Source organism: Streptomyces sp. CC53 (assembly GCF_001865245.1).
Taxonomy (GTDB): Bacteria; Actinomycetota; Actinomycetes; order Streptomycetales; family Streptomycetaceae; genus Streptomyces.
The window spans coordinates 15,136-28,718 of record NZ_MKXB01000196.1 but is presented as its reverse complement, the minus strand read 5'-3'; the positions used below and the strand labels follow the sequence as shown (position 1 = coordinate 28,718).

10 protein-coding genes are annotated in these 13,583 nt (G+C 75.4%); 5 read left to right on the top strand and 5 right to left on the bottom strand.

Going from position 1 to position 13,583, the window contains the following annotated elements:
* Window positions 1-46: 46 nt before the first annotated feature.
* The gene (locus BJP40_RS26420; RefSeq protein WP_071282949.1) at window positions 47-1,456 is read left to right on the top strand and encodes a cytochrome P450; all 1,410 of its coding nucleotides are present in this window, start codon (window positions 47-49) and stop codon (window positions 1,454-1,456) included.
* Between the two features lie 599 nt (window positions 1,457-2,055).
* Here BJP40_RS26420 and BJP40_RS26415 read toward each other — a convergent pair.
* Together BJP40_RS26415 and BJP40_RS26410 are read right to left on the bottom strand one after the other, a co-directional pair.
* Window positions 2,056-2,361, bottom strand: a complete 306-nt coding sequence (locus tag BJP40_RS26415) for a hypothetical protein (protein WP_143066032.1) — start codon at window positions 2,359-2,361, stop codon at window positions 2,056-2,058.
* A gap of 350 nt (window positions 2,362-2,711) precedes the next feature.
* Window positions 2,712-3,923 (bottom strand): globin domain-containing protein, encoded by a 1,212-nt coding sequence (locus tag BJP40_RS26410; protein ID WP_071282947.1) that lies wholly within the window; start codon window positions 3,921-3,923, stop codon window positions 2,712-2,714.
* 338 nt (window positions 3,924-4,261) lie between these two features.
* Here BJP40_RS26410 and BJP40_RS26405 point away from each other — a divergent pair, with 338 nt between their 5' ends.
* Entirely contained in the window at window positions 4,262-5,149 is an 888-nt protein-coding gene (locus BJP40_RS26405; protein ID WP_071282946.1) for an SDR family oxidoreductase, read from the top strand.
* A gap of 40 nt (window positions 5,150-5,189) precedes the next feature.
* On the opposite strand, the gene ppdK is transcribed toward BJP40_RS26405, so the two are convergent.
* On the bottom strand, window positions 5,190-7,889 hold the full coding sequence (gene ppdK / locus BJP40_RS26400; protein WP_071282945.1) for a pyruvate, phosphate dikinase: 2,700 nt from the start codon (window positions 7,887-7,889) through the stop codon (window positions 5,190-5,192).
* A 300-nt stretch (window positions 7,890-8,189) separates the two neighbouring features.
* Between ppdK and BJP40_RS26395 the strand changes: the two genes are divergently transcribed.
* A complete protein-coding gene (locus BJP40_RS26395) occupies window positions 8,190-9,872 on the top strand; it encodes a GAF domain-containing protein (RefSeq protein ID WP_079171493.1) in 1,683 nt (560 codons plus the stop codon).
* Window positions 9,873-10,145: 273 nt separating this feature from the next.
* On the opposite strand, the gene BJP40_RS26390 is transcribed toward BJP40_RS26395, so the two are convergent.
* The gene (locus tag BJP40_RS26390) at window positions 10,146-10,664 is read right to left on the bottom strand and encodes a pyridoxamine 5'-phosphate oxidase family protein (protein ID WP_071282943.1); all 519 of its coding nucleotides are present in this window, start codon (window positions 10,662-10,664) and stop codon (window positions 10,146-10,148) included.
* A 206-nt stretch (window positions 10,665-10,870) separates the two neighbouring features.
* Between BJP40_RS26390 and BJP40_RS26385 the strand changes: the two genes are divergently transcribed.
* Window positions 10,871-11,581 carry a response regulator transcription factor gene (locus BJP40_RS26385; RefSeq protein ID WP_071269681.1) on the top strand — a complete coding sequence of 237 codons (711 nt, stop codon included), beginning with the start codon at window positions 10,871-10,873 and terminating at the stop codon, window positions 11,579-11,581.
* 276 nt (window positions 11,582-11,857) lie between these two features.
* On the opposite strand, the gene BJP40_RS26380 is transcribed toward BJP40_RS26385, so the two are convergent.
* Window positions 11,858-12,757 (bottom strand): universal stress protein, encoded by a 900-nt coding sequence (locus BJP40_RS26380; protein ID WP_071282942.1) that lies wholly within the window; start codon window positions 12,755-12,757, stop codon window positions 11,858-11,860.
* A 303-nt stretch (window positions 12,758-13,060) separates the two neighbouring features.
* On the opposite strand from BJP40_RS26380, the gene BJP40_RS26375 reads away from it, so the two are divergent.
* Complete coding sequence (locus BJP40_RS26375) at window positions 13,061-13,363, top strand: DUF1876 domain-containing protein (protein ID WP_071282941.1); 303 nt, start codon at window positions 13,061-13,063, stop codon at window positions 13,361-13,363.
* Window positions 13,364-13,583: the final 220 nt, after the last annotated feature.

Genomic DNA, 13,583 nt, shown 5'->3' with positions numbered 1-13,583 from the left:
ACAACGGGGTCGTCCAGGGCTGCCTGGACCGGCTCAGGGGAGACGCATGACCATCACCAGCACACAGATCGCGGGCCCCGCGGGGCTGCCGCTCGTCGGCTCCATGCTCGACCTCAAGCGGGATCCGCTCGGCACCTTCCTCGCCGCGTACCGCGAACACGGCGACGTCGTCCGGATCACCGCGGGCCCGCCCGGGCTGCGGACCGAGCTGTACGGGGTGTTCTCCGCCGAGGGGGCCCAGCAGGTCCTGGCCACCGAATCGGCCAACTTCCGCAAGGACAACGTCTTCTACCAGGAGGTCCGCGAGTCCTTCGGCAACGGCCTGCTCACCAGTCAGGACGAGGTGTATCTGCGGCAGCGCCGCCTGGTGCAGCCACTGTTCACCCGCCGCCGGGTCGACGGCTACGCCGACGCCGTCACCGCCGAGACCGCCGCCGTCACCGAGGCCTGGCGGGACGCGCCCGGAGGCGTCGTCGACGTCTCCGCCGAGATGACGCGGCTCACCCTGCGGGCCGTCGCCCGGATCCTCTTCGGCACCGACGTCGAGTCGGCCGTCTGCGTCGTCGAACGCTGCTTCCCCGTCATCGGCGACTACGTCCTGCGACGCGCGTTCTCACCCGCCACCGCCCCCCGGCACTGGCCCACCCCCGCCAACCGCCGGGCGGCCGCCGCGATGGCCGAGCTGTACGCCGAGTGCGACCGCATCATCCGAGCACGCCGCTGCGACGGCAGCGCCACGGGAGCCACCGGCGACCCCGGCGGGACGGACGACCTGCTCGGCCTGCTCGCCCTCGCCGACGGCGGTGAGGACGGCACCCTGGACGCGGCCGAGCTCCGCGACCAGGTGCTGGTCTTCCTGCTCGCCGGGCACGAGACGACCGCCACCTCGCTGGCCTTCGCCCTGCACCTGCTGGCGCTCCACCCCGAACAGCAGGAACGTGGCCGCGAGGAGGCCGTGCGCGTGCTGGGCGGCCGCACCCCGGCCGCCGGCGACCTCGACGCGCTGCCGTACCTGACCCGTGTCCTCAAGGAGGCCATGAGGCTGTACCCGGCGGGCCCCGTCATCGGTCGCCGCGCCGTCGCCGCCACCCGCATCGACGGCCACACCATCCCGGCCGGCGCCGACGTGGTCGTCGCGCCCTGGGTGACGCACCGCCACACCCGTTACTGGGACGAGCCCGAGCGCTTCGACCCCGACCGGTTCACCCCCGACCAGGAGAAGGAACGCCCGCGTTACGCCTGGTTCCCGTTCGGCGGCGGACCGCGGGCCTGTATCGGCCAGCACTTCTCGATGCTGGAGTCCGTCCTGTCCCTGGCCATGATCCTCCAGTCGTACGGGCTGGAGGCCGTCGACACCGCCGTGCCGGTCACCGCGGGCATCACCCTGCGCGCGCAGGGCCCCGTACGGTGCCGGCTGCGGCCCCTGCCGCCCCACCACCGGGCGGACACCGCCTGACCGCACGCGCCCGCGCGTGAGCAGGCCGGGCGCGGCGACTCCCGTGCGAACGACCGCCCACACCGCCCCGGGTCTCCGCGCCCACGGCCGGCGCGGCGGCTCTGCCCGTCGGCGGCTCCCGGGCCGCGGGGACTTCCCCGCCTCGGAGCCGGTTCCGTGCCGGTGCCGACGGCGCCCGCCCCCCTCACCGTCGGGGCTGTCCTCGGAACCCGTCACCCGATCAGGTGCAGGACCGCCGCTCGGTGTTTCCCGCGGCGAACGACGCGGCCCCCCGCCAGGTGACACCCGTCTCCAGCGCTGCGCACGCACCACGCCCGTGGACATCACGAGGAGCGCCACCGTCCAACGCTTGTACGGGACGACCGAGGTGCCTTCCCGGTCGGCTGCGTCACCAGCACCTGTGCGGACGCTCGTCCCCTGCATGACGACAACATCCTCCGCGGCCGCCGTCCCCGAGGCGGCGGCGCCCACCACGTGCTGCTCGTCCTCGCCAGGACGCGCGACCCGGTCCTCCAGGGAGGACCCGCGAGCCGTGCCGTGGCCGAACACGCCTGAGGCGTTTCGGAGATCGGGTGCGGGGCGGTCCTTGGCCTGTCGTGTCACCCCGCGTGCTCGGAGGGGGCGGCAACGGTCACCCGGGCGCTCCAGGAGCCGGGGCCCCGGGGCGGCTCCCACGTCACGTCGACGTCGACTGCGTGGACGTCGCGTGCGAGTCGTGCGACCAGGGTCGCCGTGGCGGCCCGTGCCTCGGCCGGATCGGCGCCGGCCGGCACGTCGGCGAGGCGCCCGCAGACCGTCCCGCCATCCGCGGTGTGGACACTGTGGCGCCAGCCTTCCGGCGTCGCGAGCAGGACGACGCCCTTCGGCATGCCGAAGGGTGGTCGCTGCTGCTTTCGTCTCACCACGCAGCCATCCAACCTCCTCCGCTCACCGACCGTTCGGGAGGGGTGAGGTCCGGCTGTCGTGGCGGGGCGTGGTGCGGTGCTGCGGTGCTTGGCCGGGTGTCCGGCCCGCCGCCGGTGGGACGCACTCCGGCGCGCCGTGACGGAGTGCCCCTTGCCGGCTCCGCCCGCCCCGGCGGCCGCGGCGGCGTGTCCCGGGCGTGGGCTCCGGCGTCCCCGCGCCGACCACTCACGCCCGCCCGGGGCCCGCCCGCCCGGTGTCGGCCGGCCGGGGGTGCGAAGCCGGGCGGGCGGAGGGAAAGGGGCCCTGACGTGCCGTCAAGTGCCCTCTGCCCGGAGACGCCGACGTACCGTCAGGCGGCGTCCGCGAGCCACAGGTCGGGGCCGAACACCTCGTACCGCACCGACCGCGCCGGGACCCCGGCCGCCAGCAGCTGCCCGCGCACGGCGCGCATGAACGGCAGCGGACCGCACAGGTACACGTCCGCGTCCGACGGCACATCGACGCCGTCCAGGTCCGCGAGGTCCATGCGGCCGGAGCGCGCCCCAGGAACCGCCTCCGCGCCCTCCTCGTACCAGAAGAAGGCACGGGCGTCGGCCGGTCCGGCCACCAGCCGGGCCGTGTCGGCGCGCAGGGCGTGCTCGGCGGGGGAGCGGTCGGCGTGCAGCACGGTCACGGGGCGGCCGGAGCCGGTGGCCGCGAGGTGCTCCAGCATGGCCACCATCGGCGTGCAGCCGATACCCGCCGAGACCAGCACCAGCGGGCGCTCCGCCGTGTCGAGCACGACGTCCCCGAACGGCGCCGACAGCGTCAGCACGTCCCCGGCGGCGACGCTGCGGTGCAGCAGGTTCGAGACCTCTCCGTCCGGCGCACCGCCCGCGCCCTCGACCCGCTTGACGGTGATGCGCCGGAGCTCCTCGCCGGGCGCCGACGACAGGGTGTACTGGCGCAGCTGGTGCACCCCGTCGGGCATCCGCACCCGCACGCTCACGTACTGGCCCGCGCGGGCGGCGGGGGCGGGCGCGCCGTCGGCCGGGCGCAGCAGGAACGACACCGTGTCGGCGGTCTCCTCGCGCCGTTCGACGACCGTCCACTCACGCCACGGGTGGCCGGGCCGCACCTGCGCCTCCAGGTAGAGCCGCGCCTCCTGCGCGATGAGGGCGCCGGCCATCAGCCAGTACACCTCGTCCCACGCGGCGGCGACCTCCGGCGTCACGGCCTCGCCCAGCACCTCGGCTATCGCGCCGAACAGGTACTTGTGGACGATCGTGTACTGGTCGTCGGTGACACCGACCGCGGCGTGCTTGTGCGCGATCCGGGACAGCAGCCGGTCCGGCCGGGCCTCCGGGTCGGCCAGCAGGGCCCCGGCGAACGCGGCGACGGAGCCGGCGAGGGCCCTGCGCTGCTGCCCGCTGGCCTGGTTGCCCCGGTTGAACATGCCGTCCAGCAGTTCGGGGTGGGCCTCGAACATGGAGGCGTAGAAGCGGGTGGTGATCTCGTCCAGCGCGCCGCCCACGGCGGGCAGGGTGGCGCGGACGAGAGCAGCCGATTCGGCCGACAGCATGGGACTCCTCGAAAAGCCAGGGCGGCGGGATGGGTTCACCGCGGAAACGCAGGCCCTCACTGTCTAGCAGCCGGGTGAGCCGTGGCAGCACCCCTTTCGCCGAACCAAGGCCGAAAGTCCCGTACCCGAGGACGATCGTCCCGCCCGCCCCGCGCCCGGCAGGGGCCCCCGGCCCCGCCCCGGAAGGCCCCCGGCCCCCGGCGCGGGCCCCCGGGACGGTCGGTGCGGGGGCCGGTCGGCGCACGGCACGGGCTGCGCCCCGGGGATTCGGCGCGAGCCTGCGGGGAACGCGGGACGGGCGGAGCAGCCGCGCCGAGCCGAGGGAGGTACCGATCACCATGACCGCTGACCGTGAGTCCGAGAACCCGGTCACCCGCCATCCACGACCGGACTATCCGGAGCAGCACCAGCGCCCTCCCGGCTGGACGGAGGCCATGGATCCGCGGCCCGACCACGGTGAGGAGTCGTACCGGGGGCACGGGGTGCTCGCCGACCGCGCCGCCGTCATCACGGGCGGCGACTCCGGTATCGGCAGGGCCGTCTGCCTGGCCTACGCCCGTGAGGGAGCCGACGTGCTCTTCACGCACCTGCCCGAGGAGGAGGGGGAGGCCGCCGAGACGGCCCGCCTGGTCGAGGACGCCGGACGCCGGGCCGTGCCCGTGCCCTGCGACATCCGGGAGGAGCAGGCGTGCCGGGACCTCGTGGACCGGGCGGTGGACGCGTTCGGCCGGATCGACGTCCTCGTCAACAACGCCGCCTTCCAGATGGCGCAGCCGGACGGCATCGAAGCCGTCACGACCGAGCAGTTCGACCGGGTCGTCAGGACGAACCTGTACGCCCTGTTCTGGCTCAGCAAGTTCGCCCTGCCGCACATCCCGAAGGGCGGCTGCATCATCAACACCACGTCCGTGCAGGCGTACAAGCCGAGCCCGCCGCTGCTGGACTACGCCATGACCAAGGGCGGCATCGTGACGTTCACGCAGGGCCTCGCGCAGATGCTGGCGCCGCGCGGCATCCGCGTCAACGCGGTGGCACCCGGTCCGGTGTGGACGCCGCTGATCCCCGCGACCATGCCGGAGACCGCCGAGTTCGGGAAGCAGGCCTCGCTGGGGCGCGCCGCCCAGCCGGCCGAGATGGCGCCCGCGTACGTGTTCCTCGCGTCGTCCGGCGCCGGCTACATCACCGGTGAGATCGTCAACGCCACCGGAGGAACCCCGCTGCCGTAGCGGGGCGGCCGTCCCGCCACGGACCGGCGGCGCCCCCCGCTCAGCGGGTGGCGTCGCCGTCCGCCGGGCCCCGCAGGGTCGCGCGGCCCGCCTCCAGCCTGGCCACCGGGACGCGGAACGGGGAACACGACACGTAGTCCAGGTCGGCGGAGTGGAAGAAGTGCACCGACTCCGGGTCGCCGCCGTGCTCTCCGCACACGCCGACCTCCAGGTCCGGGCGGGCCTCCCGGCCCTCGGCGACGGCCAGTTCGACCAGCCGGCCCACGCCCTCCCGGTCCAGCGACTCGAACGGTGACACGTCGAAGACGCCGCGCTCCAGGTACGCGGGGAAGAACGCGGCCTCCACGTCGTCCCGCGAGAACCCCCAGGTGGTCTGCGTCAGGTCGTTCGTGCCGAAGGAGAAGAAGTCCGCGTCCCGCGCGATGCGTCCCGCCGTCAGCGCCGCCCGCGGCAGCTCGATCATCGTGCCCACCGGGCACTCGACGCGCACCCCGGTCTCCTCGGACACCTGCGCCAGCACCCGCTCCACCTCCTCCCGTACGAGGTGCAGTTCGGTCACGGCGCCCACCAGCGGCACCATGATCTGCGCGCGGGGCGCACCGCCGGCCCGCAGGCGCTCCACGACCGCCTCGGCGACCGCCCGCACCTGCATCGCCACCAGGCCCGGCACGACCAGTCCCAGCCGTACCCCGCGCAGGCCCAGCATCGGGTTCTGCTCCCGCATCCGCGTGACCGCCGCCAGCAGCGCCACGTCCCGCGGGTCGGCCTCCCGCCCCGACGCCTCCGCCCGCGCCACCCGCACCGCCAGCTCCGTGCGGTCCGGCAGGAACTCGTGCAGCGGCGGGTCCAGCAGCCGGATCGTCACCGGCAGCCCGTCCATCGCCTCCAGGATGCCCGCGAAGTCACCCCGCTGCAGCGGCAGCAGCGCGGCGAGCGCCGCCTCACGTTCCGCGTCGTCCGCCGCGAGGATCATCGCCTCCACCAGGCGGCTGCGCTCACCGAGGAACATGTGCTCCGTGCGGCACAGCCCGATCCCCGCCGCCCCGAACCGCCGCGCCCGCGCCGCGTCCTCCGGGGTGTCGGCGTTCGCCCGTACCTCCAGGCGACGCAGCCCGTCCGCCCGCTCCATCAGCCGGTGCACGTCCCGCACCACCTGTTCGGCGTCCGGGCCCGGCCGCCCGCCCTCCTCGAAGTACCGCATCACCACGGAGTCGACCAGCGGCACCTCGCCCAGGTACACCCGGCCCTCCGAGCCGTCGACGGACACCACCTGCCCCTCCGTGACGGTCACCTCCCCCACCGTGCAGCGCCGCCCCGGCACATCCACCGACACCGCTTCGGCCCCGCACACGCACACCTTGCCCATGCCGCGGGCCACCACCGCCGCGTGACTCGTCTTGCCGCCCCTGCTGGTCAGCACCGCCTGCGCCGCCACCATGCCGGGCAGGTCGTCGGGCGTGGTCTCCGGCCGCACCAGCACGACCCGCTCGCCCGCCGCCGCCCGCCGCACCGCCTCCGCCGACGTGAACACCGCCGCCCCGACGGCCGCCCCCGGCGAGGCCGCCACCCCGCGGGCCACCGGCTCCCCGGCGCCCGACGTGTCGAAACGAGGGAACATCAGCCGCGCCAGCCCCTCACCGCTCACCCGCGACAGCGCCTCGTCCAGGCTGATGCGCCCCTCGTCGACGAGCTGCCCCGCGATCCCGAACGCCGCCTGCGCGGTGCGCTTGCCGACGCGGGTCTGGAGCATCCACAGCCGGCCCTGCTCGATGGTGAACTCGATGTCGCACAGGTCGCGGTAGTGCTCCTCCAGCCGCCGCATGTGCCCGCACAGCTCCTCGTACGACGCCGGGTCGAGGCGCCGCAGCTCCTCCAGGGGCACCGCGTCGCGCGTGCCGGACACCACGTCCTCGCCCTGCGCGTCCGCGAGGTAGTCCCCGTACACGCCGGGGCGGCCCGTCGCCGGGTCCCGGGTGAAGGCCACGCCGCTCCCGGAGTCGGCGCCGCGGTTGCCGAACACCATGGTCTGGATGTTCACCGCCGTCCCCAGGTCGTCGGGGATGTGCTCCCGGCGGCGGTAGACGCGGGCCCGCTCGGCGTTCCACGAGCCGAACACCGCCAGCACCGCGCGCCGCAGCTGCTCGTGCGGGTCCTGCGGGAAGTCCTCCCCGGTCTGCTCCCTGACGATGTCCTTGAACGTCTCCACCGTCCTGATCAGGTCGCAGGCGTCGAGGTGCGCGTCGTCCGCCACGTGGTGCTGGTGCTCGATCCGCGACAGCACCTCCTCGAACAGCGCGCCGTCCACGCCCATCACCGTCGTGCCGAACATCTGCACGAGGCGGCGGTAGGAGTCCCAGGCGAACCGTTCCCGCTCCGGCGTCTTCGCCAGCCCGAGCACCGACAGGTCGTTCAGCCCGATGTCGAGGATCGTCTCCATCATCCCCGGCATCGAGAACCGCGCCCCCGACCGCACCGACAGCAGCAGCGGGTCGTCGACCTGCCCCAGCCGCCGCCCCGCGGCCTGCTCCAGGCGCTCCAGGTGCGCGGCGATCTCACCGTCCAGCTCCGGCGGCGGGGCGCCGGTCGCCAGGTACACCCGGCACGCCTCCGTCGTCACCGTGAAGCCGGGCGGCACCGGCAGGCCCATCCGCACCATCTCGGCGAGGTTGGCGCCCTTGCCGCCCAGCAGGTCGGCCCTGTCCCGGCCGCCTTCGGAGAAGTCGTACACATAGCGGACCATGGCAGTGCGTCCTCGCTTCCTCGTACGGGAGGATCGGCGGCGGTGCCTCCACGACCAGCGTGCCACCGCCCGGCCCCCGAGGCGTGTGCCACCGCCCCCACCAGCCTCCCCGTCGCGGTGTCCCCGCGGCAGGTCCGCAGGCCCCGCGGCCGGGACCGACCGGCCCTGCCGCGGTCTTCCGCGGCCCGCCCCGCGCGGCGACGGCGGGCCGATACCCTGACGGAGGTGAGCCAACCGGGTGAGCACGGAAGAAGGAGGCGGCCCGTGGGAGCCGACGAGGCCCTGTCGCGGATGCCGCAGATGCGGCTGGACGAACTGCTGGAGGAGCTCCAGGCCCGCATCAACGCCGCCCGCGGCACCCGCGACCGGGTCCACAGCCTGCTGGAGGCCGTCGTCTCCGTCGGCCGCGAACTCGACCTCACCCAGGTCCTCAGGCGCATCGTCGAAGCCGCCGCGCTCCTCGTCGACGCCCGCTACGCCGCCCTCGGCGTCATCGGACCCGACGGGCGCACCCTGTCGCGGTTCCTCACCGTCGGCCTCACCGACGACGAAGTCGCCCGCATCGGCCCGCTGCCCTCCGGACACGGCCTGCTCGGCGAGATCATCCGCCGGCCGGAGCCGCTGCGCACCTCCGACATCCACGCCCACCCCCACTCGTACGGCTTCCCCGCGAACCACCCGCCGATGAAGACCTTCCTCGGCGTGCCCATCCGCGTCCGTGACGAGGTCTTCGGCAACCTCTACCTCACCGACAAGCACGGCGGGCAGGAGTTCGACGCCGAGGACGAGGGCATCATCACCACCCTGTCCGTCGCCGCCGGCGTCGCCATCGACAACGCCCGCCTCTACGAGAGCTCCCAGCGGCAGCGCCGCTGGCTGGAGGCCAACGCCGAGATCACCCGCAGCCTCCTCTCCGGCAGCGCCCGCCTCGACGTCCTCGAACTGATCGCCCGACGCGCCCAGGAGATCACCGGCGCCGTGCTCGCCGACGTGTCCGTACCCGTCCCGGGCACCACCGACCTGGTCGTCGAACTGGCCAGGGGCAGCGAGGAGGACGCCCGCAGCGGCCTCGTCGTCCCCGTCGAGGGCACCCTGTCCGGCGCCGCCTACACCGCGGGCACCCCCGCCGTCACCCCCGACCTCCCCAAGGACGACCGGTACAACGCCGGCCCCCGCCGCTTCGACGGTCTCGGCCCCGCCGTGGCCGTCCCGCTCGGCACCGGCGCCGAGAACGTGCGGGGCGTGCTGCTGCTCGCCCGCGCCGACACCGAACCGGGCTTCACGGAAGGCGAGCTCGGCCCCCTCATCGCCTTCGCGGGGCAGGCCGCCGTCGCCCTGGAGCTGGCCGAGCGGCGCCGCGACGCCGAGCACCTGGCGCTGCTGGAGGACCGCGACCGCATCGCCAGGGACCTGCACGACCTCGCGATCCAGCGGCTCTTCGCCACCGGCATGACCCTGCAGAGCGCGGCCCGTCTGGTCGAGAACCCCGGCGCGGCCGAACGCGTCGCCCGGGCCGTCGGGGACCTCGACGAGACCATCAAGATCATCCGGTCGACCATCTTCGGCCTGCGTGCCCGGGAGGAGGAGACCGGGCCGAGCCTCCGCGCCCGCGTCGCCCGCGCAGTCGGCGAGGCGGCGACGACCCTCGGCTTCCCGCCCCGGCTCAGCATGGAGGGCCTCCTCGACACGGACGTGCCCCCGCAGGTCGCCGACCACCTGGTGGCCGCACTGACCGAGCTCCTCAGCAACGCCGCACGGCACGCCCACGCCACCCGCCTGGAGGTGAACCTCCAGGCCACCCCCGTCGAGGTGGTCCTCACCGTCACGGACAACGGCCGGGGAATCCCCGAGGAGGGCCGCCGCAGCGGACTCGTCAACCTCGGGGAACGGGCCCGCAGCGTCGGCGGCACCATGGAGATCACCGGCCCCGCCGAAGGCGGCAGCAGGATCACCTGGGCCGCGCCCCTCAACCAGGACGCGTGAACGGGCCGGCCGGGGCCGGGGCCACGGCAGGACCCGGCCGCCGCACGCCCCGGACCGGAAGGCCGCGGAAGCCCCCGGCCGGCCGCACGCCCCGGGCACCGAGCGGACGTCTTCGGCCCGCCGTGCCGAAACGGGTGGGCGCCGGAGCGCTCAGCGCGCCGCGCCCCGCCGTCAGGGGGCGGAAGCACCCGGCCGACCGCACGTCCACGGGGGCGGGCGGACGACCTACCCCGTCCGCCGCGCGCGGCGGCAAGGGGCGGGGGAGCGGACGTCTCAGCCCGCCGTGCGCGTCCGCGCCGCGGCGCCGTCGCCGGCGTGCGCGTCCGCGACCATCAGCTGAAAGCCCGTCACCAGGTCGGGCCGGATGCGCAACGCGTGGCTCATCGTGCCCTGTGGCGCCACCCACGGACGCAGCAGCGCCTCGTACCGGCTGCGCTCCGCGGGGTCGACGACCAGCCCCGCGTAGCCTGTGACGACCACGCTCCACCCCAGGTGCGTGTCCGGGTCGATGACGTCCGCCTCGTACGCGACGACGATCCCCGGCGACCCCGCCGGCGCCGCGATCGACGCCAGCGTCGCACCGTCGTGGAACCGGACGACGACGTCCTCGCCGTCCACCAGGTGGTTCACCGGACGGATCGCCGGCAGCGCCTGCTGGGTGAAGACGATCCGGCCCAGCGACACCGACCCCAGAAGCCGCAGCGCCTCGTCGCGGCTCAGTTGTCTCATGCGGCGCGGTGCCACGGCGTCGCGGCGGTCCACCGCCGGCTGCCGTACGGCCTCGTGGTTCATCTGCAAACACCCTCTACTCGACCGGACATCCCAGCCTCCCCGCGCGACCGCCGCCCGGGCCAGGGCCGAACGGACCCCTTGCGGACCGCTTCCGGGCCCGAACCGGCCAAGAGGGCCATCCGGCCCTGGCAGGACGGCCCCACCCGGGGCAGGATCGAGGCGTGCCGTGCACCGCGGCACCCCGGGACCCATGAAGTGAGAGTGTGATGACGGACAGCCACGGCGCCGCGGCACAGGGCCAGGAGCCCGTCAGGGTGTTCCTCCTCGACGACCACGAGGTGGTGCGCCGCGGCGTGCACGACCTGCTGGACGCCGAACCAGACCTGACTGTCGTCGGCGAGGCCGCCACCGCTGAGCAGGCCCTCGTGCGCGTGCCCGCCCTGCGCCCCCAGGTGGCCGTCCTGGACGTGCGGCTGCCCGACGGCGACGGTGTCAGCGTCTGCCGCGAACTGCGCTCCCGCATGCCGGAGCTGGCCTGCCTGATGCTCACCTCGTTCGACGACGAGGAGGCGCTGCTCGACGCGATCATGGCGGGCGCGTCCGGCTACGTCCTGAAGCAGATCAGCGGCACCGACCTCGTCAACGCGGTCCGCACGGTCGCATCCGGCCAGTCCATGCTGGACCCGGGGGCCACGGCCCGCGTGATGGCCCGGCTGCGCGGTGGCCGCGAGGAGGCGCAGCCGGACGGCCTGACCGGGCTCACCGACCGCGAACGGGAGATCCTCGCCCTGGTGGGGGAGGGGCTCACCAACCGTGAGATCGGCAAGCGGCTCTACCTCGCGGAGAAGACCGTGAAGAACAACATCTCCCGGCTGCTGGCCAAGCTCGGCGTGGAGCGCCGCGTGCAGGCCGCCGTCATCGCCACCCAGGCCCTCGGCGGCCGTTCCCAGCAGGACACGGGAGCCCGCAGACACTGAAGAAGGACCCGCGGAGGGGGTGGTGGCCGCGGCCACCACCCCCTCCGTCCGTGTGCCCGGCACTCCGTGCACGCCCCTCGCGTGCGGCTCGCCGCCGGCACGCCCGGGCGGGCGGCGGGTTCCGGCGTCCGCCCGGGAGCGACCGACCGCGCCGCGCGGGCGCCGGGCCGCACCGGCCGGCGACGGGCCGACGGCCCGGCAGGCGGTGCCGCCCCCGTGACGGTGCCAGGCGCCCCGGGAACCGCCGCGCGGTCCCCGGGGCGCCTGGCACCGGGCTCAGTCGTGCGGGACGACCGCGACCGGGCACCGCGCGTGGTGCAGCGCCGCGTGCGCCACCGACCCGATGCGCGGCCCCACCGGCGCGTGCCGCACCCGGCGGCCCACCACGAGGAGCCCCGCGCCCTCGGCCGCCGACAGCAACACCTGGCCGCCGCCGCCGATCTCCACGTGCTCGGTGACCGGCACGTCCGGGTACCGCTCCCGCCACGGGGCCAGCGCCTCCGCCAGCGCCTTGCGCTCGTACGGCTCCAGGCCGCCCGCCTCGTCCGCCAGGCGCAGCGATCCCGGGCTGTACGCGTACAGCGGCGGCAGGCTCCAGGCCCGCACCGCCCGGACGCCGACACCACGGGCCGCGGCCTCCTGGAAGGCGAAGCCCAGCACCGCCGCGCTCTCCTGCGGGCCGCCCTGCTGGCCCACCACGACCTCCGCGGCGTCCAGCACCGAGGCGGGCCGCCGGTCCTGCGCCGCGGCCCGCACCGACACCACCGGCCGCTCCGCGGCCGCGATCACCTGCTGGCCGTAGGAGCCGAGCAGGAACCCGACGAGGGCACCGTGCCCGCGCGTGCCGAGCACCAGCATCTCCGCGTCCTTCGCCGCCGCGAGCAGCGCCGGCACCGGCGTGTCCTGCACCACCTCGGCCGTCACGGCCGCCCCGGGGTGCGCGGACCTGACCGCCGCCACCGCCTCGTCCAGCACCGCCTGCGCCCGCTGCGCCTCCGCCTCGCGGTCCTGTGCCAGCGGCACGTCCAGGGGCTGCCACAGCCAGGCGTGCACGAGGTGCAGCGGCATCCCCCGGTGCGCGGCCTCCCTGGCCGCCCAGTCGGCGGCGGCAAGGCTCTCCGGTGAGCCGTCCACGCCCACCGCGATCGCGCGGTTCGTCGGGGCCTCGTTCGCCATGGCGCTTCCTCCGTGAGGTTCGTCGTACGGGTACGCGACCCGTGCCCCCTCTGCGGTGGGGGCGCTCCCAGCCTGCCCTCCCCCGGGGCCGCGGGCGAAGGGCCGGTAGGCCCCGTTTCCCCGGCCACCCGCCGGTAAACCGGGGGCCGTTCCGTACCCCCCGCCCGGCGCAGGGAAGACCCGGGCGACGCGCCCCGCCCCGCCGGCCGCCCGGGTCGTCGAGGCGGGGGCGCGGGGGGATCCTGTAGAGAGGAGCGGACGTCTCGCAGTCCGCCGCCGTCCGACGCGTCGAGGAGGCACACCATGACCCGGACGCTGGAGTGGAAGATCGACATGGACCTGCTGGAGGACGAGGGCACCACCGAGGCCCGTGCCGTCCTCGACACGGGCTCGTCCAGGCTCACCGGCCACGGCACGGCACGGTGCAACCCGGACGACACCGACGTCCCGCTGATCGGCGACGAGCTCGCGGCGAGCCGCGCCATGAGCGATCTCGCGCGGCAGCTGATGCGCCTCGCCTACAAGGACATCGGCGAGCAGGGCGCCGGCCTGGCCGGTGAACGCGAGGAGGAGGCGCCGTACGGCTGGTCCACCCCGGGCCGCTGACCCCACGGGACCGACGGCGAGGCCCCCACCCGGGTACGCCCGCCCCGGCCGCCGCGCTCCACCGCAGGCGGCCCGCCACACCGCTGCCCGCCCGCCCCGGCGTTCCGGCACCGGACGGCGGGCAGCGGGCGGCACCGCGGGGCCACCGTGCGGCTTCCTCCCGGTACGCCCCTGCCGCCGGCGCGCGGGTACGGCGCCGGGCGGGCGCGGCCCTCCCGGG